We start from the raw sequence: 22211 nt of genomic DNA, 5'->3' as shown, positions 1-22211 counted from the left end.
TTTTATTGCTAATAATAGATGTAATAACTACTCGGCAAAGCGTAGTGCATATATTGCGTATAGATCCCTAATATTGTTACAGCAAATATAAGGCTAATCACAAGTAAACTTAGTTTACTTGGATATTTGAACATTTTAAGACATAAGCAAACCGCTCCACCAAGCACAAACCCAGCGCAAGCGCCACCGATATGAGCCATATTATCGATTGAAGGTAATAACCCTATCCCAGCAGTTAACACTAAACTAATTAGCATTGCTTTAACAGGCATTTCTTGTATATTGGTTTTAAACACCAAACAATAAGCTAGCAAAGCGGTAATAATGCCTAAAATTGCCCCGGATGCTCCACAGCTGATTACATTTTGATTGATGGTAGCAATATCGCTTGATAAGCTCCCCACTAGTCCTGAAAGGAAATAAATACCAATAAAAGCAACACGAGGAACACGCTGTTCTAAAATCGGTCCTGTACTCCATAAAGCGAGCATATTCATTGCTAAATGTGTCACACTGACATGCATAAATAAATTAGTAAACATCCGCCAATACTGACCGGAAAAAGTCAACTCTGCGATATCAGCACCCCAATCAATCAAAAATCGGTTTTCATTTAGTGGCGAAAATCCACGACTATCCACTAGCCGAAATGCAAAAAAACATAAAATATTGATGACCACCAACGTCGTGGTCATTTTAGATTGACTAGCGTAATACTTGATATCATTTAACGTACTCATCAAAAAGGTCCTTTTTAGTGTTAAATTGTATTGATAATGTGGAGTTAATCTAATCGTTTGCCTAGTATCACCAAATCGCGCTGAATATTGTCAAGCTCCGCAACATTTGGAAACAATCCCCATTGTTCATACTGCATCTTTTTAAATAGATTGATACTAGGTGTGTTATGACCAAATATATAACTTAGTATAGTTTGTATACCAGCTTGTTTAGCAAATTGCTCAATACTGTTAATCATAAACTGCCCAATTTGCTTACCCCGATAGTCTTGATGAAGATATAAGCTAATTTCAACGGTTTTGTTATAGGCAGGGCGACCATAAAATGAAGATAAACTTATCCAACCACAAGGCTTATCTTGATATTTTATTAGCCAAAGAGGACGGTTTTGTGGGTTATGTTGATTAAACCAATCTAATTTGCTTTCAACAGAAACGGGCTGTGTATCAGCAGTGACTTGGCGGCTAGCAATGGTTGAGTTATAAACATCGACAATAAATGGTAAATCGTCTAACAAAGCATCGTGATAAGTGATCATCTTCTTTGTGGTAAGTGATAAAAGGAGATTATTGTAGTTTTATTATGTGTTATAGGCAATAAGGGATATTTTGATTAAAAAAACAAATAAAGGTTGATGATGATTTTTTCATTTAAAAAATCCAATAAAATCAATACCTTTCCTGACTGTTTTTTTATGTAAAAAACACATAAATTACAATCACACATTACAACCAAACAAAGGTATATTTAATTATAGATTTTATTTTTTGATTTCCTAAATTTAAAAAAATCGTATAAAAATCGGTCAGGAAAGGTATTGATTTTATTAAAGTTTTTTCTGTGCGTTTTTTTGAACACAAACCTCTCCAAACCCTTTTTTTTACGATAATTTAAAACTCAATAAAATCAAAATATTAGAAAACAGTTTAAAAAAAGGGTTTTCAAAGGCAAAATTGTTGTTTATCTTTATATAACAAGATTTATTAAATCTTGAGTTCTACCTTAACGCCGTATAGGTGGTTTAGAAAGATTGTTCATCATCAGAAACAATAGATTTTGGCCTTAACGCCGTATAGGTGGTTTAGAAATCTATCTGGAGTGTCGGCTGGCAGAATGCTTACCTTAACGCCGTATAGGTGGTTTAGAAATTTCATACGCTATAAAACCAACATGTTGGCCACCTTAACGCCGTATAGGTGGTTTAGAAACGGGCACATTTGGCAACAGCTATGGCCTCGTAGAGGGAGTATCAGGATGATACGAGTAGCGTAGCCGAAGGCTACATTCTGCAGCCTTGCGAGGGTTTTTAGGGGATTTTGCAAAAAATCCCCTAAATCGGACGAGATCACAACAGCTATTTTATCCACCCAAAGCCTAAACGTCCGAAACCATGGCACACAACCCATTTTATGCACTAACAAAAAAGAACTATTTTGATAAAAAAGCGGTCAGGAAAGTTACTGATTTTATTAAAGTTTTTTTGAAAATTATTTTAAGTAAAATCAGCTGTTTATATAAACTCGTATTAATCAATGGTTCAAATAAGAGATAATTTTTCCTCAAATTTTTCAAAATAGTACATCTATTTATTTCATATTTGAAGTTTTTAAAAGCGACATAAGTCGCTTTTAATCTTTGAATTAGTCAGTCCATTTTCCTGTATTAGTTGGTCTATTAAGACTAATCATTGCTTTGTGAGAATTTTGGCAATTTAAACTATCACCGTGGATTTCACCGTTCTCACATTTTTTACGGTATTCATCTAGTAGTTCTTTGTTATTTTTGAAATCTTCTACTGTGTAAGTTTTTTCATTACATCCAAATAAAAACAAGCCAGTAATGAATATTAATATTTTTTTCATGGAAATTCCTTACAATTATTAGTTAATATTTAATTATGATTTCCCTACGCATATAGGGAATGTTTTAATTATAGTTTTTTATTTTGTTATTAAAATAAGAATTTGTTTTTATTTAACAATTTTTGTTTTTTAAGCTTAAAATTGATTTTATAGCTCAATAACTACTCGTCCACGCGTAATGTCACTAATGGATTTTTGTAGGGGCGGTGATTTGTCTTTTGTTATAGCGATATCTACTTTTACGCCTTCGGCATCAAATTCTTGATTTTCAATTAATGCATCAAGTTCTTTTAGACGGTTTTCGATAATAGGCCATTCACTATAATAACAGTGAAATTGCAGTGGAATACGAGCAATAAGTTCGATCAGTTCTGCTTGTTGTAAGCAGTGGCTGGCCGATCCGCCATAGGCACGAATTAAGCCACCAGTGCCAAGCTTTATGCCGCCAAAATAACGTATTACTACTACGACAACTTGATCGCAATCTTGCCCTTCAATAGCAGAAAGGATAGGGCGACCTGCTGTGCTGGTGGGTTCGCCATCGTCATTAAATCGATATTGTTGACCAATCTTCCATGCCCAGCAGTTGTGGGTTGCATTGGGATCGCTAACGTGATCGATAAATTGCATTGCTTGTTCGGCTGAGGTGATCGGCGCCGCCTTGACAATAAAGCGGCTTTTTTTAACTTCTTCTGTTAATTCAGTTGGATTTGCTAATGTATATGGCATATTAATTCTGGTAAAATCGTTTTATTGCGATTAATCATACTCAGCAGATTTAAAATGTCTATTAATTTACAACAATTAAAGCAAACACAACAGACTTTGGCCAAGCAGATTAAATGCGATGATGACTTTAATTCCACAGTAAATTATGTTGGTGGTACCGATGTTGGCTTTGAAGATAATGGCAAGGTAACTCGAGCGGCAATCGTCATTTTGCATTATCCAACCTTCGAAGTTGTTGAGTATCATATAGCTCGAATTGAGACTACATTTCCTTATATTCCAGGTTATTTGTCTTTTCGGGAATATCCTGCGCTACTTGCCGCTTGGCAGCAGGTAAAACAAAAACCCGATTTACTGTTAGTTGATGGGCAAGGTATTGCGCATCCTAGGCGGTTAGGTATTGCGAGTCATTTAGGCTTGTTGTTAGATATGCCGACTATTGGTGTGGCTAAAAAAAGGTTGTGTGGTGAGTCTGAATTGTTAGCAAAAAAAGCTGGCAATGTTACGCCTTTGTTTGATAATAAAGAACAGGTTGGTTGGGTACTGTGTAGTAAAGATAATTGTAATCCGCTGTTTGTTTCGATTGGACATCGAGTAAGTCAAGATAGTGCTTTAAAATGGGTTAATGCTTGTTTACGTGGTTATCGTTTACCAGAACCGACCCGTTGGGCTGATGCAATTGCTTCTAATAAACCATTATTTAAAAAGTTCCTCCATGCAAAATAATCTATTACCCTTAAAAAAAGGGGGGTTTACCTTTAAACGTTTTTTTGTTGCTCATGACAAAAGTCCAATGAAAGTTACAACCGATAGTTGTTTGTTAGGGGCGTGGGCTCCCATTGTATCTGAGCCTAAAAAAGTGTTAGATATTGGCTGTGGTTGTGGTGTGATTGGGCTGATGTTAGCTCAGCGTTTAGAATATTATTCTTGTCAAATAGATGCAATTGATATTGACGCACAAGCAGTGATGCAATGTCAACAAAATAGCGTACAGTCAGGCTTGACTTTGATTAATGCAATTCATACTGATATTAAGCAATTTTCACCGATCGATGAGGTTGGTTATGATTTGATTGTGACTAATCCTCCTTATTTTGAACCAGCCGTCGATTGTCGAAATAGTCAAAGGCAATTAGCTCGTTATACTGAAAGCCTTAATTATCAACAGCTTATTGATTCAGTCAGGCGTTTATTAAATCCTGAGGGTTTATTTTGTTTGGTGTTACCATATCATTTATCACACCAGTTTGTGCAATTATGTTTGTCGAATGGATTATTTTTATTTAGAGTGATGAATGTTAAGTATAGTGTAGGTAAAGATTTTTCGTTGTCGTTATTAGTTTTTTCATACAATAAACCAAATAAAATCGATCAGCAACAATTGTGTATGCGTGATGATGATGGGCGTTATTCTCAGGCTTTTAGAGAATTATTAGCCGATTTTTATCTATTCCGTAAATAACTGTCTAACATCATTAAATCGGCTTTAATTGGGTAAGATGTAAAAATAGATGATAGCTATTAGTGCCAAGGTGATGATGACAATAGCATACACTTTATCGTGTAAGTAACTAAAGGCCGATAAAGATCGTTCCTTTCTGGCATAAAGGTAAAAAAGTAGTCCTACACTATAAAGTATCATTGATAGTAATAGGTAAGATACCCCCCCTGCATAAATGAGCCATATGCCATAAAGCGATCCGCATGCACCAATCATGATTAAGTAGGCATTGCTTTGTTTTATGGCTAATTTAAAAACAAAAAGTGCAGAAAGTAAGTAGGGGATAAGCACCATTGAGGTTGATAATTGTATTAAGGTGTTGTATCCAGATTGATAAAAATGGGCAAGAATAATTAATACGGTTATTAGGCTTGTTGTTAGCCATAATGCGTTGGCAGGTGTCCCTGCTTTGTTGAGTTTCCCAAAAAAGCTTGGTACGGTATGTTGTTTGCCTTGACCACTTAAAAATAACATTTCAGCAGCAAGCATTAGCCACGATAATAATCCACCACTTACTGATACAATTAAGCCAATATTAATTAAGGTTGCTCCCCAACTACCAATTACGTGTTCAATCACTAAGGCCATTGATGGATTTTTCATTTGTGCAAGTTCTTGTTGTGGTACAATACCAAGCGATAACACAGAGACACAAACAAGTAATAAGCTAGTAATGGCAAAACCAAAGAAGGTGGCACGACTGATGCTGATCATGTTTTTTGCTCTGGCAGCATAAACGGTGGCACTTTCAATTCCTAAATAGACCCAAACGGTATAAAGCATGGTGTTTTCGACCTGCTGTATTATTGATCCTAACTGCGGTGATCCCCAAAAATCCACTTTAAACGTCGATATTTTAAATGCAAGGCTAACACAGACAATAAATAAACCAATCGGTACAATTTTTGCTAATGTCACTAGACAATTTAATAAAAAAGCACGATATATTCCTTTTAAGACAAAATAATGTACTATCCATAAAAATACGATAGCTGTAATAATGGCAGGTAAAGTGGTGCCATGACCAAAAAAATTAAAACAATCAAAAGATCCCAGTGCACTAAATAAGATCACTAAGTAGCTGGTACACGACATCCACGCCGATATCCAGTATCCCCATGCGGCATTAAAGCCGATATAATCACCAAAACCTTCACGGACATAGCCATATAGTCCATCATTGATTTTGTAAAATCGAATCGATAAATACTGAAATATTCGCGTTAGCATGAACATGCCGAATAGGGTTATCACCCATGCAATGAGAATGGCTCCAGTACCTGAACCTTCGGCCATGTTTTGTGGCAGACTAAAAATTCCACTTCCTACAATACTGCCAACAACTAATAGAGTAAGGGGAAGTATGCCTAGCTTTTTTCGTATTGGTGTATTCATCGATTCACTTATTATTTAGTTAAATATTAGTTAGCTTTCATTGGGTTATTTTAAAATCTTAATGACATGCAACTTACGCCACCATCAATTTTTTGATATTCAGAGGTATCCACTTCAATTACTTGGTAACTTAGCTTTTCGATTTTTGCTTTTGTTATTGGGTAACCCGCTGGCATAATTACTCTATCATTTACCCAAATACAATTGGCTGCATAGCTTTCTTGTTCAGGGATTTCAATAATATTAAGGTGCCTAAATTCGGGTTTAGTTATAAATTCCCCTGTGGCTAATAAATTGTTATTTTCCAAATAAGCAAGCCCAGTTTTTAGGTGAAGAACTTTTTCTAGTGTTACGATAGATCCCGTTAATCCATACTTTTCTAAAATAGCAATCATTTGTTTAGCACCAGCTTGGTTGGTTCGAGCTGATAAACCTATGTAGTAGTGGTTTTCAACCATCATTATATCCCCCGCTTCAACGGTTCCAGGTGCGGTAATTCTTTCTATTTTATTTGGATAAAATCTTTCAATGGTATCGGCGATGATTTCAGTTTCTTCCCTGCGGCTTTCAGCTCCTGGTCTTGTTATAATGGCACAATGTGGTGTACAAAGAACGGCATCTTCAACAAATACGGAATCAGGAAAGCGTTCGTCAGCAGGTAATATGGTGATATCGACATCGCACTGTTGTAATGCTCGAATATAATTATTGTGCTGATCTAAGGCTTTTTGATAATTTGGTTTGCCTAAATTAGCCGATGTTAAACCATTAATTAGTGATTTAGCTGGTGTTCTTGCAATAATATGACTAAATTTTTTCATTTTTAACCCACCTTTGTTTTATAATTATGCTGTATTTTTGAATAATAATTCACTAAAAAAACTAAATCAAGCTTAAATTTGATTTTTTATGCAATTTTGTTGTTGTGGTGTTTAGCTCTGAATTATTGTCGATTTTGAATTGTTGCGGATATCGCGAGTAGGTTACCAATTGATAATTGTGTGTTGGTATAGAAGTAATAGGGGATATACAAAAAAGGGTAATATTAAATTACCCTTAAAAAGATATTTTTAAATAGGTGGGTTATTCACCTTCAAAATCGACTAATGTAAAACAATTAATGCCCATATTAGTGAGTTTAGTTTTTCCCTCTAAAGTGGGTAAATTAATTACAAAGGCGGCATCTTGGGCAATGCCGCCTGCTTTTTGGATCAATTTTGCTGTTGCCGCAACTGTACCGCCAGTTGCCAATAAGTCATCGATGATTAATACGCGTTCACCAGCTTTGATAGCATCTGAGTGAATTTCGAGCGTGTCTGTGCCATATTCTAGTTGATATTCTTCTTTAAATACGTGACGCGGTAACTTATTGGGTTTTCTTACTGGTACAAAACCAATATTTAATGCTAATGCAATTGGAGCGGCGAAGATAAACCCACGCGCTTCGGTGCCAACCACTTTATCTATTTTTTTATCTTTATAGTGATCGATTAATAGCTCAACCGAAGTACGAAATGCAACAGGATCTTCAAGCAGGCTAGTAATATCACGAAATAGAATCCCTTTTTTAGGGTAATCTGGTATGGTGATAATACTATTTTTAATAAGTGCAAGTTTTTCTTGTAATTGAGTCATATTAAATGTTCTCTATATCATTTCTATAAGAATGGACAATTTTTTATTATATACTCTCGCCATTTGGCATGGCAATAAACAAAAAGCAATATCGGCATAAATTAAAATCCTTGACTTGGTTTTTTACATTTTTTTACAAATAAATACAATATTCAGACAGTTTATTTTGTAAAAAGCAGATAATTGAATAAATTTCATATAAAAAAGGAAATAACATGAAATTTATTAAATCACTTATCTTTATTGGACTTTCTGTATTGGGTTTTTGGGGGAATGCCAAAACAAATAATCAAATACAAATTCGTTCTGAGAGTGAATGCTTTTAGTTTTTATCTGAATATTTTTTTTCGTGTTCAATTAGCCAACGTTTTCGTTCTAATCCTCCTCCATATCCCATTAACTCACCATTTGAGCCAATGACTCGGTGACAAGGTACAATAATCGCAACTCGATTAAACCCATTTGCATTTGCAACGGCACGTATAGCTTGTGGGGTATTGATTTTTTCTGCTTGTTGTTTATAGGTGGTTAGTTTTCCATAAGGAATTTGTTTTAAACAATCCCAAACGGTTTTTTGGAAGTCTGTTCCTGGTGTATGCAATTTGACATTAAAATGTTGTCTTTTCCCTTGGAAATATTCATCAATTTCTTTTTTTGTTTGTTTTATATGGTTATTATCACCAAAAATAATTTTCATTTTTAGCTGTTTTTGTAGTTGTTCGAATTCAGTTTCTAGCATCCTTCTATCTACAAATTCTAATAAGCAAATACCTTGATTGGTAGAGCATACAAACATGGGACCTAATGGCGTTGTTAAGCGATTAATTAAAATAATGTCTTGATCAATACTTTCTAATGGTGTGTTTTTGATGATTTTTTTATAAGTATATCCAAAACCACTTAAAGATTCATATCCCGTATTATAAGCGGTATTAATAACCTTTTTTTCGACTTTAAGCTCTTGAAAGGCTTGATTAATTCGGTACATCCTTTGATAAGTTTGGAAGGTGATTCCGTAATGTTTTTTGAACCAGCGTCTGACCATTTCAGGGCTTATTTGATGTTTTTTTAATATGGTATCAGATACTTTTGTTTTAGGATTTTCTGTAATTAATGTTATTGCTTTAGCAACGTCAATGGGGGTTTCATTAGCATTTTCAGTTGGTTTACAAATTTTGCAAGGTCGATATCCTGCATCAAGTGCAGCTTTAAATGTAGTAAAAAAGTCAACATTTTCAAATTTTGGTTTTCGTGCTCTGCAAGTTGCAATACAAAATACAGATGTCGTTTTAACCCCTGCATAGAAGATTCCCACATAGTTTTGATCTTTTGTGAGTAAAGCTTGATAATATTCTCTTATTTTGTCCGCATTACTAATAACCATAATTTTTTTAAGCCTTAATTTTATTACATCTAATAATTAGTATGCATATTAAATAATATAGTAGCGGCTGCAACCGAAAAAACGACAACTATTTTTTATATTGAAAATTTGTCATAAAGAAAGACTTTAGAATAAAAAACTTAACCATTTAATGATGTGTTGGTTAAGTTTTTTGTTTAATTTGTGTATAAAGGCGAATTGTTTAACGATTTTGCGACAAAACTATTAACTGATAGTGCTGCATTAAGTTTGCCTTGAATAGCTAATGCTTGTTGCTTTGATTCACATTGGGTAAAAACACATGCACCAGTTCCTGTTAATCGAGTAGTGCCATATTGTGAAAGATAAGTAATTATATTGTTTACTTTAGGGTAGCGTTTTCGAACAACATTCTCACAATCATTTTTAAATTTGTTAAACGGCAGAGAAAGTAAATCAGCGATGTTTTGGGCTGGTGTATTACGGGTGAGTTCAGGATCATTAAATATCTTAACTGTGGATATTTCAATATTGGGGTAGGCGACTAAATACCAGTGTTCAGGAATGTCGACGCTTTGGAATTGATCACCAATGCCTTCAGCAAAAGCTGTATGCCCATGGATAAAAATAGGTACATCAGCACCAATTGTACGTCCAATTTTGATTAATTCGTCAGTTGATAAGTTAAGTTGCCATAACTGATTTAGTGCAACTAATACTGTTGCAGCATTGGAAGAAGCTCCACCAAGTCCGCCACCCATTGGAATTGTTTTATTAATTGTAATATCTACACCAATATTTTTTTTGTTAGCATAAGACTTTAGTCGTTCCGCAGCGATCATAATTAAATTCTTATCGTCAGGAATGCTGGCAAATGGTGTTAATAACTTTATTTTATCATCTTGACGGACTGTAAACGTCAAGATGTCATAATAATCTACAAATTGAAATAGCGTTTGTAGATTATGATAATTATCAGCACGACGACCTGTAATATATAAAAATAGATTTAATTTAGCAGGTGATAACCATTGTTTCATAAATATAATCCGTTATCGTAGAACCCAGTCACTAATTTTTAAGCGGACAATTTCATCATCATGGGTAAGTTCAATAATTGCAGGTAAATCAATTTTTTTATTTTTATAGGTATAAGTTTTATAACTTGGAATTTTTAATGTCCATTTATTATTACCTTGCATAAAGGTGGTTGATATTAATCGCCCTGAATTATCTAATTTGTCAGCATTAATATTGTCTGAAAATCCTTTTAACCAATTATGTAAAGAATTTAATGGTATATTTACGTTAGAGATTTTTTTCATTAGATTTTCAACGTTGACATCTTGATAACTTCCGCCGTTTTTATCAATAAGTTGTGCATAATTAGGCTCAGCTTTTAAGGTTAAAATATTGGTACCAACAGGTGTAGTTAATTTGACTTCGTAATTATCTGTTGACTGTTGGATAATTAAAAATCGGCCATAATTACGGGACTTATCGCTCATATGAGCAATACTGCCGTTTACTTGGAATGCATTTATTTGTTGTAGATTTTGTTGGTGAGCTTGCCATTGTTGCTCAACTGAAGTGGAATTTTGCGATTTAGTTGCTTGGCAAGCTACAATAAATAAAGATAAAATGATAACAAAAGTATATTTGATATTAGACATGAAATAACTCTTTAGTTGTTAATGTTTGTTGTCAGTGATAAGTGCATTATAACCGATAATTATTTGAATAAGAAAAAGTAACTATGCAAATTAATCTTTATTCTTTTTTATGTATAATATAAGTTAGAGCACGTTTAATAAAATAATTATATCTAATATAACCTTCAAAAAAGAAGTAATGCAATGTCAATTACAATATTTGGTGTTAATCATAAAACAGCACCAATCGCTTTAAGGGAAAAGCTAGCTTTTCATACTGAGATTGTCGATAAGGCACTATATAGCTTATACCAACATCCTTTAGTTGAAGGGTGTGTTATTTTGTCTACCTGTAACCGAACAGAAATTTATCTTAGTTATGAACATCAAACTGATTATCTGAAATTAAAACAATCGGTTGAGCGTTGGTTAGCACAATTTCATCATATTGATCTTGAGCATTATCAAAATTCACTTTATTGGTATGATGGTCGACAAGCTGTTGAGCATTTGATGTCGGTTGCTAGTGGTTTAGACTCCATGGTCATTGGTGAACCGCAGATCTTAGGGCAGGTTAAGCAAGCATATTGTTTTGCACAAAAGCAAAATTGCTTATCAGTTAAATTAGAAAAATTATTTCAGACCATATTTCATGTTGCTAAAATTGTTCGCAGTGAAACTAATATTGGAGCCAATACAGCATCGGTTGCTTATGCGGCTTGTTTAGTTGCTCGTCGTCTTTTTGTTGATGTGTCATGTTTAAATATTATGCTTGTTGGGGCAGGGGAAACGATAGAGCTTATTTCTCGTTACTTAAAACCCCATGGATTTAATAAAGTTTTTATAGCTAATCGCACCCGTGAAAAGGCATTAAAACTTGCCTCTAATATTGATGCAGAAATCATCTCATTACCAGATATTGCTAACCGGTTAAAAGATGTTGATATTGTGATTAGTTCAACCGCAAGCCCTTTACCTATCATTGGTAAAGGAATGGTTGAACGTACCTTATGGGCTAGAAATAATCGTAAAATGTTGTTTATTGATTTAGCAGTTCCCCGTGATGTAGAGGGGGAAATTAGTAACCTTGAGAATGTGCATCTTTATACTATCGATGATTTACAAAAAACGGTTGAAAATAATCTAGAACAACGGGCTATTGCTGCCAAAGAGGCACAATATATCATTCAAGAACATGCAGAAAATTTTATTGATTGGCTTAAAGCTAGACATGCTGTTGCTTATGTTAAGCAGTATCGTAGTAATGCAGAAACTGTTAAACGTGAGTTGCAAATAAAGGCTTTAAATGCGATCAAGCAAGGTGCTAATATTGATGAAGTGCTTTCTGAATTTTCGCATCGTTTAACCAATAAATTAATTCATGCACCTACCCAAACATTACTCAACGCAGCTACACATGATTGTGATGACTGCTTTAAAGTGCTGAGTAAAGGCTTAGGGTTAAAAGAACATTAATAAATTGACAGTCTTCTTAGCTGGATAAGTAATAAATTGGATCAGATTGAATTTTTTGACATTCCAAGCCCTTGTAAGCGCATTTGTGAAACAGATAAGCAAGGCTATTGCGTTGCGTGTTATCGTTCCAGACAAGAAAGATTCAATTGGTTGACCTTTAATGATAGCCAAAAGAAAGAAGTTTTACGCTTATGCAAACAACGAGCATTAAAGCGTCATTATCTATTATTACAGCAGCAACGCCAAAAATTAAATTCTATCCCATTACAAATTGAGCTTAATTTTTAAAATCTAATTATCTATTTTTAAACTGTGTATTGTAATATTATCTAACTCAGAGTAGGATTTCACTTAAATAAGTATGGCATAAGTTTGCTAACTTTTTAATTTAACTGGAATTGATAAAATATGAAAATGTGCATTGCTTGTGGCATGCCAATGACCAGCATTGGTGATTATCCATTGCTGGATATGTCAAAAAACTACTGTAAGCATTGTTCCAATAAAGATGGAACAATGAAAACATTTGAGGAAAAATGGCATGAGGTTGCATTACACTATGCTAAAGACCACTATATTGATAGCTCTGTGGCGAAACAGACTGCTTATGTTATTTTAAAAAAATTACCTGCTTGGAAAAGGAAGATTTAGACGTTTTTTTAGGCAGATAAGTTGCTTTGTAGATAATATCTGTTGCAGATATTACAAAGCTTAGTATAATGCCAACGTTTACTTATTTACACTTCAAATGCCAGTGTGGCGAAATTGGTAGACGCAGCGGATTCAAAATCCGCCGCCCTTAAAAGCGTGTCGGTTCGAGTCCGACCACTGGCACCAAGCTCACAAAAAACTCCAGTTTAAAGTTATTTTTTATATCTAAATCCTTATAAAAATTTAATCTATCAATCTATCTCTAGACTTAAGTAACATTGGAAAAATTTGCTAACTATCAAATTAGTAGGTAAGCAGAAAATGTAATTTTTATTTAGATATAACATAATCAGTAAATAGTTAGTAATTTAAAAATAGAAAACAAAATTCTGAGTGATTTAGAGAGAAAATGCCTAATAATTTTTAAAAGACTATTTTAATCATGAAATGAAAACAGATAGGCTTCTCTCTGTAGTATTTTAGATTTATGGTCTTACTACAAATAATATAAAAAGTGATAGCTAAAATAGTTGTTTTATCGGGTTTATGATAAAATTTTTTTCTTTTAAAAACTTTATAAAAAATTACTGCGATGAAAAAAATAAAACATTCTTTGTTGCTAGTTTGTAGCATAACATTGGTCGGTTGTTTTGGTTCAGGTACCACTTCGTCTAGCTCTGTTGAGCGTATGATTGATAATCCAACACCAAATGAAATAAAAGTAATTATTGATGGAAATGAATTAACTATTCCTGCAAAATCAAGTGTGAACTATACATTTGAATACGGTAAGCATACACTGTCTTACGGTAATCAGTCGTTAAATTTTATAGCTAAACCTTCAATAACTTATAATTCTGGATTAATTAATCCTACTCAAAGTAACTATTATTTGTTCACAACTTTCTATACAACTTTGAATGTGAGTGATGAAACTTATGATAAGTTGATAGCCAAATATTTAAAGCTAGTTCCTGTAATAATTAACGGTGAAGAACAAGCGCTTGAACTACCTGTAAAAGTTATTAATGATGTTTTTATTGAGCGCCAAAAAGATTTTTGGGATTATTCAGTAGACGAACCTTATCCAGCTCAAGTGACATTGCGGGGAAAAGGGCAATTTCAATCTCAAAAAATTAAATTATTTCGAGAAGATAGTTTTATTGAAGCTTTAAAAGCAGAAGGGCTTAATGAAAAAGTTGATTTTATAAATGAACATCCTAAATTTTCTGAGCTTAAAAAATATACTATACCAAATATTCAGCTAGATGCTATTGCTTGTAAGAAAGGTCGCGAATTTGTTGAAACGCAGTTAAATGATTGGAATAAGCTTTTTACTCTGACAGGTAAAGATTTAGCCTTGTTATACAAACAGTTAACATCGTCTGAAACTTCTCACACGGAATATGACATCATGACAGAATGTAAGAGAGAAGTAGATCCAAATCAAAGCTATCAATTCGCTACAAGAGAACTTGATGGGGCATTCTATGAAACCAAACAACTTAATTTTTTTATTACTCAATAAACTAATTTAAGTGAAGGAAAACGTTTAGCAAAATCGATAATAGTTATCTTTTCTTTATAATATAAGCACCATATTTCTTGTCAGTGATATGGTGTTAGTTTTTTTATGTATATTCTTTATAGTGTTTTTTTTAATCACTATAAAGAAAGCGAGTAGTCCTTGCATTTTTATGCTTTTTTATTTTCCTTTTATTGAAAACCCTCTTTCTAAGTTACTATTATCCGCAAATACCGTTGCTTGTATATAGCCTATTTGTGCTGTCAAGGTAAAATTTTATTTGTAAAATTAAAAGCTTGAATATAAAAATTTTTTATAAGACTAATATCAGAATTTTCAAAACTCGATTTATAATTATAAGGAAGTAAATTAGCCGTGTCTTTTTTCATCTTTAGTAAAAGCATATAAGACCAAAATATATTATTGTTTCTCTTATAAAAAACGGGCTATAAGCCCGTTTTAGTGAGTGATTAGCTGTAAAACAACTATTGTTGTGAAATAATACTTATTTTTTGTCCTCCTTTTGATACAGCTTGCACATCACGATCATACATTGCTTCACCAAATGCAGGTGGGATGCTGTAAGTTCCTACATTAGTTGCTTTAATCTGATAGGTGAACTTCTGTATTTTATCATTATGTGTCGAACCATAGATGATAACACGATCTTCACGGACATCCGCATATTCTGGGTACCAAGTGTTTTCATCTGTTTTTATAGCAATTGGCGAAACCCAGTCATGATAACCATCGTCTTCATCGTCTTCATCGTCTTCATAGTCTTCATAGTCTTCACATTCTTCACACTCATCATCATATTCTTGCATATATTCGTCATTGTTATCTTCTTTAGGGGTAATTGCTTGTTGCACAACTTCAAATCCAGCAGGTAGTAAATCGACAATAGCAATGTTAGTCATGCCTTCATTAGCTAGAGCACGAATTTGGACTGTAACATTGATTTTATCGCCGAGTTTGACTTGCTCAACAGGTTTACCATCAAGATCTGTGTACTCACGATATACTTCAAGGCCTCGTTTAATTGGTTCGTTAGGTGGCGTTTTGTCATATCCTTGCTCAGAAAGCATATACCAAGCAGGTAAGTTTGATTTATTAATGATATTTAATTGTTCATCTTGAACACTAAATTTTCCTTTAGCTAAAATTCCATTTAAATTTGCAATGATTTTTTGTTTTTCTGTATCTTTGGATACTGCATTAATTTGAAGAGTATCATTAGATAAATTTAATTTATCGATACTTAATGAATAACTACTTAAAGCCAATATTGTCATTGCTGCTGATTGAGTAGTATATTTTTGTTTATTAAGCATGATAACCATATTTTCTAATGCTTGCGCAGGAATATCTTTTGCTTTTTCAGGAAAATGTTTACTGATTAAATGGATTTTTCCCGCGTTAACAACTAGTGGATCATAATAGTTGTTGGTCCACCAAGCATGGTTGTATGCAGTTTCTAACTGTTGCCAAACTGGTTTGATTAATTTATTTGCTTCTTTATCCATTTTTAGCATTTTATAAGATGAAGCTAAATACATTGCAGTTATATCTTTTTTCCATGAGTCTTCTTTTTGATTAAGATCACGCATGATAGAGGCTAAATAGCTTGTTGTTACTTGGTTTTGCCTTGTTAATAAATAGATAGCATAAGAGCGAACTCTTAAACCATAAGTACTAGTACTACTAGATTCAGCAATTGTTTGTAAATATTTATTAGCATTATCAAGCATTTTTTTAGGGACTTTATAGCCCATTTCTTTTGCTTCAAGCATAAAGTTTACTGCATATAATGTAATAAATGGATTAACATTGTAAGTTGAATACCATAAGCCAATTGCACCTTCACTATTTTGACGAGATTGCAAAACTTGGAATAATTCTGATAACGGAGCTATTCCTTCTTTTGAGGCCAGATCAAATTCCTTATATTTACTAGCGATCAAAATAGGAATTGCGCGACTAACAATCTGTTCAGAGCAGTAGTGAGGGTAATCTTGTAAATAGGTACTTAGTCCTTTACTTAATATAAATGGTGAATAAGACGCAGCTGCTTCACGTTTACTTAAGTTACTATACATGTCTCTAAAATCAGTAAATGTTTGTTTATGGTCTGCCATTCTTCCCATTCTAGTGATTAATCTGTATTCAGTTAATGGTCTTATTGAAAGGCTTATATCACGAGTAATTGTTATATCATTATAGTTGGCGGAAAAGTGAAGATCGCCATTGCCAAGTTTATCAGTTGCCTTAAATCTAAATTTTAAAACTCCCGTTTTAGCATTAGCTAATTCAATAGTTTTTTTATTGTCATCAATAATAGATAGATTAGGCGTGGTTGAAACTTTAACATCAATTGGAATAACTTTATCGCCAATGTTTTCAATCAGGTTAGTTACATTGAGTGAAACTTCAAACTCATCATTTGGTGCAGCAAAATATGGGGCGTTAGGTTGTAAAACAATATCATTATGTACTGTTGTTGACATTTGTGTATGTCCCATTGTTTTGTCACCAACTGATACTGCCATGATACGAATCTTGCCATTGAAATAATCAGGCACTTTGTATTCAACGGTTTTATCACCATCGACGTCAATAATACCTGACCAATAAGCTACAGGTTCGTCTATTTTTCGTTTAAATGGATTTAAATGATTTGATAACACATCATCATTATCACCATCACCACCTGGAGCCGAGGCTGTTATTAAATGACGAAATTCTGGCAATATAAGATCTAAAATTTGCGATGTTCTTACCGATAGTGCTTTTTTGCGTAAGAAGCTATTTAATGGATCTTTAAGTTTATAATTTGAGACCTGTAAAATCCCTTCGTCTACCGCAAATACAACTGCTTTTTGTGGTGTATTTGTATGTAATGTAATTGGTAGTGTATCTCCTGGTTTTATTAATGATGGTACTTGCAATACGATTTTATCATTAAATTGTTCATTTGAAATTTTGAAAGGTATAACACCGTAACTAAGTGGACTCATAAAAATTTCATCTGAATTTGGGTCACGAATAAATTGGACATTAATATAACCATTACCGCCAATGTCTTTTGGTAGGGTTATTTTTTGTATTGAGCTTGTTGTATCTGTGTGGAACCACTTCCAAGCATAAACTTTGTCTCGCTCAATGGTAATAATACCACTACCAACATAAGGCGCTGTAATTGAGACTTCTATTTCATCACCCGGGTTATATTGTGCATCTTTAATCTTTAGTGAAAGCTCAGCATTACGGTCTAAATCACGAGTAACATTAGCGGTTCCCACAATTGAGTATTTGCTTTGGTAAAGTAATTCGTCCTTTTTATTTTTGATTTGGATAATATAGTTACCAGGATTTTTACTATCTAATTGATATCTAGTCTTATCTTGATTAATCTTGAACGGTTGTTCTGATAGTAACGACTCCTTACGGCGTGATTCATATTTATAAACCCCCGAAGATTGTTTAACTAATACCGATAGATATTTTTCTTCGATTAAAACAAGTTTTAGATCAGATAATTCTATTTTTTCTAAAGCTGGATTAATAGCTATAAAATCAATATGGCGGACTGAATCTTTATTAATGTATCTTAAATTACCATCCGTTTTTGCACCAACCAAATAATCGTTTGGTGATACAAAGGTGCTTGCTGTCGCAGCAACACTTCGACCGCTATCAGGTTCGAAAACATCGGTTAACATTCTTAGCGTGTAGTTGCCTTCAAAGCTTTGCATGTTGTCATTAAGATTAATTTTTACTATGCCGTTTTCATCTGTCGTTTGTTCATCTAATTCAACTTTAAAACTATTTCTTACCCCAGAAGTATTTTGATAAAAATAGTAGTCTTCATATTTTTTAAAATAAGGAGTTGAAGGTTCAAGAATCAACGTATTTGTTACCCTGCGATTAGCAGCATCAGTACCAAATAAATTTTTGGCTTTAATTTCAGCCTGAATTTCTTCTGGTTTTAACCATCCTTCTTTTATTTCCGGTAATAACTTGAGCGATACGGCGGTTTTATCGGGTTCAAATTCACGAACGGAAACAGAACTTGAACCTAATAGGATTCGTGATTCTTCATCATCATTTTTCAAATATAAATTAATATACCAATCACCAGTAGGGGATTCATAGTTAGTTTTATAGCTAAGTTCATTAAAGCCTGATTTATCTAATACAATTGATTTTTTAAGTACCAAATTAGACTTAGGATCGTAAATTTCAGCTTCTATTGTGATTCCTTCTAAAGAATTAGTCCATTTTTGGGCTCTAACTATTGTACCTATATGGAAGGTGTCGCCAGGGCGATAAATACCACGATCTGAAAAGATGTGAGATCGTAACTCCCCACCTTCAAGCGTTTCACGAATACCACCAATATCAAAACGTGATAAATTTAGATTTCTTTCATAACTTTTGATTGGTAAAAATGATAAATCACGTTCTTTTTCAACAACATATAAGAGAGGTTTAATACCTTTATAGTATTCAGACAATGGAGCAAAATGAACGTGACCATTACTATCTGTTTTTTGGGAAGTAATAGTGATGCCATTCATTCCTAAAACAGAGACTTTTGCTCCACTAATTGGCGCTCCTGAGTTTATTGATTGAATAAATAGATCATTGGATTGATCGAGTGATTTTTTAGCTATAATTCCCAAATCAGTTACAACAATAAAGCGAGAAGCCATAAACTCATATTTAGTATCTTTTTTATCTTTTCCATAAAGTCTTAATAAGAAGACACCTCGATTTTTATTCCCATTTGTGTTAGCTGTTAAGTAACGAGTTAAATCGACATTTGTATATTTAACTTCTTCAGGAGCCCCAGTAAAATCTTTAGTTATGCTATATTTTTCAACAAAATGATCATTATCTAATTCACCAAAATTCATATCATTAAATTCATAGCTTTCATTAAATGCTACTAAATGTTGAAGCTGTGAAGGGATAACGCGATCTATTTCTAACTTCATCTGCTCTATATTGCGCGATACTATAGGTAGTTTTTTATCGCCTGATAAAGATAATAGTGAACCAGAAGCAGCAAAATCAAGATAAGTTGGATAATTAGGTACAGTTAATATTTCTTGATACTGTCCTTTTAGAAAGTAACCTTCTTGAGATGATAAAGGTTGGTTAACTTCAATATATAATTCAGAATTTTGTTCTGTTTTTAATTCAAAACTAATTTGGTTTTGATAAGCGAGTTCAGTATCAATTGGTTTTATTGATAAAGGTGTTGCTTTTTTAAGTATTTCTGGTGTTACATTGAATTTTGTTTCATAACTACTAGAATAACTGTTGTAATATCGTTCTTTATATGGACTATCTGGATTTTTAGGCAATTTCCAGACTTTAACTAATTTCGATAAATCCTCAGATTTTACCGCATGAGTTAATGATAAAACTAATACTTGTTGTATCTTTTCATTACTTTTTTCAACCAATGTAAGCTCTGATTTAGTAATGTTTAGATGATATTTATCAGGTATATTTACTGCGTTAGATATATTAAAATCTAGTGGATTTCCTCCTAACGTTGAAGTAACTCCTTTATTAATTGTCATTCTCAAATAACCAGCTTTATCAAGCAAAGGAACATCTGCACTTTTTACATATGCAATCTTGTCATTATTTTCATAAGTAACTTTAAAATCAACATTTTTTAAAAATGTATTATCTTCATAAAGTGATAAAGTAATATTTTTTTCAAAACTATTTCTATCAACAGGATGGCTGAATTGGATTGTATTAATAACGTTTCTTATTTTAAGCTCTGTAGGGTCTGAGTAAAGTTCTCCATAATTTTTAAAATTATATTCAAATTTAGGGGTGGTAAAGGTAAACGTTTTATTTTTTCTTATTAGTTCACAATTTTTATCTAATAATTTTGATGGATCTAATACCACTGTATAAATAGCTCCAATTGGCCACTTTTTATCTTTTGGTGTGAAACTTATTGTTGAATCATCCGACCATGTCCATTTACCTTCAATGTTAGGTAAAATATTAACACCTTCGGTTATTTCTTTTTTCTTGACCGATTTTATCGATGATGGCGGACGGTTATCGCCAGTAAATGTGATCAATAGTGTGTAGTCATCTGTGCTAGGTGAGTATAAATTAGCTGAGTATTTATTAATTACTATAGGCGCCGGTTCAATTGGTTTTGGACGGTTTAAATACCAGTGGTAGGCATAATTACCAGAAAAATAAGCAATAAAACTAAAAATAATACTTGCACCAATGAATGTTTTTATTTTGTTTAATGTAAAACCTATTGCATAGTAAAAATTTTTTACATTAGGTAACCAACTTGGTGTTGACCATTTTATATCACCAATAATTGGGCTAAATAACCAAAAAATTCCTTTTGCTAAAACTAATAGAAAAAGAAGAAAATAGCTGACTATTTCCCAAGCTTTTTGCAAAATATAAAAAGGCAATTGCAAGATTAATTTTAGTAATCCCATTATTTATTTCCTATTCCTAAGATATTAATTTTAAAATTAATTGTATTTTATTTTTTTATACTAATTATTAATAATATAACACACTACGCAAAAATACCAATTACAAAAAACAAAATGTAGATATTCAAACATATCGGATAACTATTTTAAATTATAGGTATTTATAGTTATCAATTCAGTTTATTTTTTAGCGATAAAAACTGCTCGCACTGGGGCAGGGTAGCCTTCAATGGTTTTGCTTAAATCATTTGAATCTAAAAAATCAGCTAGTGAATCAGAAGTCATCCATTCTGTTTTTCTTTGTTCCTTTAAACTTGTTGGTGATATATCGACCATTTTTACGTCCGAAAATCCACATTTGCATAACCAGTTAATCATTGTTGGAACGGATGGAATAAAGTAAACATTACGCATTTGTGCATAACGCTCCCCAGGCATTAATGCTTGATGTAATTCACCATCAATGACTAACGTTTCGAGAACTAATTGTCCACCGTCAACAAGTTGATCTTTTAATTGATAAAGGTGATCGAGTGGCGATCTTCGATGGTATAATACCCCCATTGAAAATACAGTATCAAAGGCATTAAGTTTTGGTAGTTGTTCAATTCCAAGAGGTAATAAATGAGCTCGCTGATCATTACCTAACAGTTTGCGAATTGCTTCAAATTGGCATAAATAAAGCGCCATAGGATCGATTCCAACAGCGAGTTTGGCTCCTGCGCCAATCATCCGCCATAAATGGTAACCACTGTTGCAACCAACATCTAAGACGGTTTTCCCTTCCAAATTATCTATATAATTAATTAACCGTTCCCATTTCCAATCTGAGCGCCATTCAGTATTAATATCAATACCATACAAGTGAAAAGGGCCTTTACGCCAAGGCATCATATTTTTTAGTAATTGGGTAATTCTTTGTTGTTCGCCGGCAGAAAGTGGTTCTTGCGCTTTTACTGTTACGCTATGCAATAAATCAATTTGATAAGGCGTAATAGATGGTAAATGCTTAATGCTATTGAGCCATTGATTAAAGCGGTTATCAATATTCTGTTTTTGCCAGTTTGCGAGTTGTGCGGGCAATACTTCAAGCCAGCTACTAAGTTTATTTTTTGCAATAATCTGGTAAAAATCACCAAAATCAATCATTGTATGTTCCTTGTCAATTACGCTTATATCAA

General features: G+C 33.1%; 18 protein-coding genes, 1 tRNA gene and 1 CRISPR repeat array. Of the genes, 7 read left to right on the top strand and 12 right to left on the bottom strand.

The window, feature by feature from the left end:
* Positions 1 to 8: 8 nt before the first annotated feature.
* The 4 genes from GQ596_RS01540 to GQ596_RS01525 form a co-directional block, all read right to left on the bottom strand.
* A complete protein-coding gene (locus GQ596_RS01540; protein ID WP_160399923.1) occupies positions 9 to 740 on the bottom strand; it encodes a rhomboid family intramembrane serine protease in 732 nt (243 codons plus the stop codon).
* Positions 741 to 784: 44 nt separating this feature from the next.
* On the bottom strand, positions 785 to 1279 hold the full coding sequence (locus GQ596_RS01535; protein ID WP_160399922.1) for a GNAT family N-acetyltransferase: 495 nt from the start codon (positions 1277 to 1279) through the stop codon (positions 785 to 787).
* Between the two features lie 461 nt (positions 1280 to 1740).
* Positions 1741 to 1949: direct repeats of the CRISPR family, unit length 29 nt; unit sequence ACCTTAACGCCGTATAGGTGGTTTAGAAA.
* Positions 1950 to 2381: 432 nt separating this feature from the next.
* Positions 2382 to 2603 carry an EexN family lipoprotein gene (locus tag GQ596_RS01530; protein ID WP_160399921.1) on the bottom strand — a complete coding sequence of 74 codons (222 nt, stop codon included), beginning with the start codon at positions 2601 to 2603 and terminating at the stop codon, positions 2382 to 2384.
* A gap of 147 nt (positions 2604 to 2750) precedes the next feature.
* Complete coding sequence (locus tag GQ596_RS01525; RefSeq protein ID WP_160399920.1) at positions 2751 to 3332, bottom strand: YigZ family protein; 582 nt, start codon at positions 3330 to 3332, stop codon at positions 2751 to 2753.
* Between the two features lie 54 nt (positions 3333 to 3386).
* Here GQ596_RS01525 and nfi point away from each other — a divergent pair, with 54 nt between their 5' ends.
* Both nfi and GQ596_RS01515 read left to right on the top strand, forming a co-directional pair.
* Complete coding sequence (gene nfi / locus GQ596_RS01520) at positions 3387 to 4058, top strand: deoxyribonuclease V (RefSeq protein WP_160399919.1); 672 nt, start codon at positions 3387 to 3389, stop codon at positions 4056 to 4058.
* The gene (locus GQ596_RS01515; protein WP_160399918.1) at positions 4048 to 4794 is read left to right on the top strand and encodes a tRNA1(Val) (adenine(37)-N6)-methyltransferase; all 747 of its coding nucleotides are present in this window, start codon (positions 4048 to 4050) and stop codon (positions 4792 to 4794) included. The genes nfi and GQ596_RS01515 overlap by 11 nt, the downstream gene beginning before the upstream one ends.
* A gap of 24 nt (positions 4795 to 4818) precedes the next feature.
* Here GQ596_RS01515 and GQ596_RS01510 read toward each other — a convergent pair whose 3' ends face one another.
* The 6 genes from GQ596_RS01510 to lolB form a co-directional block, all read right to left on the bottom strand.
* On the bottom strand, positions 4819 to 6228 hold the full coding sequence (locus GQ596_RS01510; protein ID WP_160399917.1) for a basic amino acid/polyamine antiporter: 1410 nt from the start codon (positions 6226 to 6228) through the stop codon (positions 4819 to 4821).
* 50 nt (positions 6229 to 6278) lie between these two features.
* Positions 6279 to 7049, bottom strand: a complete 771-nt coding sequence (ddaH, locus tag GQ596_RS01505; RefSeq protein ID WP_160399916.1) for a dimethylargininase — start codon at positions 7047 to 7049, stop codon at positions 6279 to 6281.
* A gap of 262 nt (positions 7050 to 7311) precedes the next feature.
* Positions 7312 to 7863: an adenine phosphoribosyltransferase gene (gene apt / locus GQ596_RS01500; RefSeq protein WP_160399915.1), complete on the bottom strand. Its 552-nt coding sequence runs from the start codon at positions 7861 to 7863 to the stop codon at positions 7312 to 7314.
* 322 nt (positions 7864 to 8185) lie between these two features.
* Complete coding sequence (locus GQ596_RS01495) at positions 8186 to 9247, bottom strand: bifunctional transcriptional activator/DNA repair enzyme AdaA (protein WP_160399914.1); 1062 nt, start codon at positions 9245 to 9247, stop codon at positions 8186 to 8188.
* Positions 9248 to 9423: 176 nt separating this feature from the next.
* Positions 9424 to 10266: a 4-(cytidine 5'-diphospho)-2-C-methyl-D-erythritol kinase gene (ispE, locus tag GQ596_RS01490; protein ID WP_160399913.1), complete on the bottom strand. Its 843-nt coding sequence runs from the start codon at positions 10264 to 10266 to the stop codon at positions 9424 to 9426.
* A gap of 12 nt (positions 10267 to 10278) precedes the next feature.
* Positions 10279 to 10899 carry a lipoprotein insertase outer membrane protein LolB gene (gene lolB, locus GQ596_RS01485; protein WP_160399912.1) on the bottom strand — a complete coding sequence of 207 codons (621 nt, stop codon included), beginning with the start codon at positions 10897 to 10899 and terminating at the stop codon, positions 10279 to 10281.
* Positions 10900 to 11082: 183 nt separating this feature from the next.
* On the opposite strand from lolB, the gene hemA reads away from it, so the two are divergent.
* The 5 genes from hemA (at position 11083) to GQ596_RS01460 (ending at position 14533) form a co-directional block, all read left to right on the top strand.
* Positions 11083 to 12354 carry a glutamyl-tRNA reductase gene (gene hemA, locus GQ596_RS01480; RefSeq protein ID WP_160399911.1) on the top strand — a complete coding sequence of 424 codons (1272 nt, stop codon included), beginning with the start codon at positions 11083 to 11085 and terminating at the stop codon, positions 12352 to 12354.
* A 36-nt stretch (positions 12355 to 12390) separates the two neighbouring features.
* The gene (locus tag GQ596_RS01475) at positions 12391 to 12642 is read left to right on the top strand and encodes a DUF1289 domain-containing protein (protein ID WP_160399910.1); all 252 of its coding nucleotides are present in this window, start codon (positions 12391 to 12393) and stop codon (positions 12640 to 12642) included.
* 120 nt (positions 12643 to 12762) lie between these two features.
* On the top strand, positions 12763 to 13005 hold the full coding sequence (locus tag GQ596_RS01470; RefSeq protein ID WP_160399909.1) for a zinc ribbon domain-containing protein: 243 nt from the start codon (positions 12763 to 12765) through the stop codon (positions 13003 to 13005).
* Between the two features lie 99 nt (positions 13006 to 13104).
* Positions 13105 to 13191, top strand: a tRNA-Leu gene (locus GQ596_RS01465).
* A gap of 406 nt (positions 13192 to 13597) precedes the next feature.
* Positions 13598 to 14533: a hypothetical protein gene (locus tag GQ596_RS01460; RefSeq protein ID WP_160399908.1), complete on the top strand. Its 936-nt coding sequence runs from the start codon at positions 13598 to 13600 to the stop codon at positions 14531 to 14533.
* Between the two features lie 482 nt (positions 14534 to 15015).
* On the opposite strand, the gene GQ596_RS01455 is transcribed toward GQ596_RS01460, so the two are convergent.
* Positions 15016 to 21030, bottom strand: coding sequence for an alpha-2-macroglobulin (locus GQ596_RS01455; RefSeq protein ID WP_160399907.1), 6015 nt, complete (start codon positions 21028 to 21030; stop codon positions 15016 to 15018).
* A 180-nt stretch (positions 21031 to 21210) separates the two neighbouring features.
* Positions 21211 to 22179 (bottom strand): tRNA 5-methoxyuridine(34)/uridine 5-oxyacetic acid(34) synthase CmoB, encoded by a 969-nt coding sequence (gene cmoB / locus GQ596_RS01450; protein ID WP_160399906.1) that lies wholly within the window; start codon positions 22177 to 22179, stop codon positions 21211 to 21213.
* Positions 22180 to 22211 lie beyond the last annotated feature (32 nt).

This window comes from Gilliamella sp. Pra-s60 (genome assembly GCF_009795755.1).
Lineage (GTDB): Bacteria > Pseudomonadota > Gammaproteobacteria > Enterobacterales > Orbaceae > Gilliamella.
Note: the sequence above shows the minus strand (reverse complement) of the source record. Positions and strands in the feature narration are given on the sequence as shown.

Excerpts from the sequence above, each read along its gene's own strand:
- nfi (WP_160399919.1), top strand. The coding sequence starts at position 3,387 with ATGTCTATTAATTTACAACAATTAAAGCAAACACAACAGACTTTGGCC.
- ispE (WP_160399913.1), bottom strand. The coding sequence starts at position 10,266 with ATGAAACAATGGTTATCACCTGCTAAATTAAATCTATTTTTATATATT.
- cmoB (WP_160399906.1), bottom strand. The coding sequence starts at position 22,179 with ATGATTGATTTTGGTGATTTTTACCAGATTATTGCAAAAAATAAACTT.
- hemA (WP_160399911.1), top strand. The coding sequence starts at position 11,083 with ATGTCAATTACAATATTTGGTGTTAATCATAAAACAGCACCAATCGCT.
- GQ596_RS01525 (WP_160399920.1), bottom strand. The coding sequence starts at position 3,332 with ATGCCATATACATTAGCAAATCCAACTGAATTAACAGAAGAAGTTAAA.
- ddaH (WP_160399916.1), bottom strand. The coding sequence starts at position 7,049 with ATGAAAAAATTTAGTCATATTATTGCAAGAACACCAGCTAAATCACTA.
- GQ596_RS01530 (WP_160399921.1), bottom strand. The coding sequence starts at position 2,603 with ATGAAAAAAATATTAATATTCATTACTGGCTTGTTTTTATTTGGATGT.
- GQ596_RS01470 (WP_160399909.1), top strand. The coding sequence starts at position 12,763 with ATGAAAATGTGCATTGCTTGTGGCATGCCAATGACCAGCATTGGTGAT.
- GQ596_RS01460 (WP_160399908.1), top strand. The coding sequence starts at position 13,598 with ATGAAAAAAATAAAACATTCTTTGTTGCTAGTTTGTAGCATAACATTG.
- GQ596_RS01495 (WP_160399914.1), bottom strand. The coding sequence starts at position 9,247 with ATGGTTATTAGTAATGCGGACAAAATAAGAGAATATTATCAAGCTTTA.
- GQ596_RS01515 (WP_160399918.1), top strand. The coding sequence starts at position 4,048 with ATGCAAAATAATCTATTACCCTTAAAAAAAGGGGGGTTTACCTTTAAA.
- GQ596_RS01535 (WP_160399922.1), bottom strand. The coding sequence starts at position 1,279 with ATGATCACTTATCACGATGCTTTGTTAGACGATTTACCATTTATTGTC.
- GQ596_RS01455 (WP_160399907.1), bottom strand. The coding sequence starts at position 21,030 with ATGGGATTACTAAAATTAATCTTGCAATTGCCTTTTTATATTTTGCAA.
- GQ596_RS01540 (WP_160399923.1), bottom strand. The coding sequence starts at position 740 with ATGAGTACGTTAAATGATATCAAGTATTACGCTAGTCAATCTAAAATG.
- GQ596_RS01510 (WP_160399917.1), bottom strand. The coding sequence starts at position 6,228 with ATGAATACACCAATACGAAAAAAGCTAGGCATACTTCCCCTTACTCTA.
- apt (WP_160399915.1), bottom strand. The coding sequence starts at position 7,863 with ATGACTCAATTACAAGAAAAACTTGCACTTATTAAAAATAGTATTATC.
- lolB (WP_160399912.1), bottom strand. The coding sequence starts at position 10,899 with ATGTCTAATATCAAATATACTTTTGTTATCATTTTATCTTTATTTATT.